Source organism: Mycetocola sp. 2940, assembly GCF_040548835.1.
Classification (GTDB): Bacteria; Actinomycetota; Actinomycetes; order Actinomycetales; family Microbacteriaceae; genus Mycetocola_A.
This window is the reverse complement of sequence record NZ_JBEPSK010000031.1, coordinates 1-1,229: the sequence shown is the minus strand read 5'-3', so window position 1 is coordinate 1,229 and position 1,229 is coordinate 1. Positions and strand designations below refer to the sequence as shown.

At 62.8% G+C, this 1,229-nt stretch carries 1 protein-coding gene; it reads right to left on the bottom strand.

Annotation, left to right across the window (positions count from 1 at the left end; translation table 11 throughout):
- Positions 1-15: 15 nt before the first annotated feature.
- On the bottom strand, positions 16-1,152 hold the full coding sequence (locus ABIE24_RS17645) for an IS30 family transposase (RefSeq protein WP_502916305.1): 1,137 nt from the start codon (positions 1,150-1,152) through the stop codon (positions 16-18).
- Positions 1,153-1,229: the final 77 nt, after the last annotated feature.

Below are 1,229 nucleotides of genomic sequence, written 5' to 3'. Positions count from 1 at the left end.
GGCGGTTTCAAGCGGTCATTGCAACAGCACCTGTTCGATGACTTCGGCCGGCTTCGCGAACTCGAGTCGTTTGCGGGGCCGGTCGTTCATTTCCCACTCAACATAGTCGAGGTCTTCCTGGCTGAACACGGACAGGTCGGTGCCCTTCGGGAAGTATTGCCGCAGCAGCCCGTTGGTGTTCTCGTTCGTGGGCCGTTGCCAGGGTGAGTGCGGGTCGCAGAAGTAGATGTCGATATCCGCTGCGACCGACACTTCTTTGTGTTTGTGCATTTCGGTGCCTTGGTCCCAGGTCAGGGTGCGGCGGATTTTGTCCGGCAGGTCTTTCAGCTTGGTGATCAGTCCGTCCCGGACCGCGTCGACCCGGTTCTTGTCGGGGTCCAGGTAGATCAGCAGCAGGTACCCGGAGTGCCGTTCGACGACGGTGCCGATCGCGGAGTGACCGTCCTTGCCGATGATCAGGTCGCCTTCCCAGTGGCCGGGGACAGCCCGGTCGGTTGCTTCGGCGGGCCGGTCGGCGATCAGCACCATGTCCTGGATCCGGCCTCGGCGTTCGTCGTCGCGGCGCTGGTAGCGGCGGATCACCCGGCCGGTGCGCAGTTTTTTCTCCAGCTCCCGTTTCAACCCGCCGCGGGCCAGTAAATACACCGATTGGTAGATCGTTTCGGGTGACACACGCATCTCCGGCCGGTCGGGGAACTCTCTGCGTAACCGTCCCGCGATCTGCTCCGGTGAACGCTTCAGCTGAAGTTCATTCTGAACGAAACCGCGCAGTTCCGGGTTTGTCGCGAGTTTACTGGGCTTGGGTCTGCGCGCGTTCTGGAACGCCCGAGCCTGCGCCGTCGTTGCTCGGTAACGGCCGGCAAGTCGGTGCCGTTGCAGCTCCCGCGTGATCGTCGACGGGGACCGGCCCAGTTGACGGGCGATTGGTCGAATCCCGACTTTCGCCCGGTGCAGGGCCTGGATCTCGATCCGTTCCTCGAGCGTCAGAGAGCGGCCCTTCAGCGCGCGGCCCCATCGGGGTCGAACCCCGCCGTGCTGGTGAATATGTCGGCGGACCGCGGTGGCTTCCCAGCCGATATCGACGCCGATCTGCTCGGTGGTGAGACCCTGCTGACGCAGATCCCATAACCGTTCGACGACATCGCCCAGCATCCGCTCCGAGAACCTCGGACTCATCTCGATCAACACCCTTCAATAATCAGGTGTTGCTCTAACCGTTAGAACCCGCG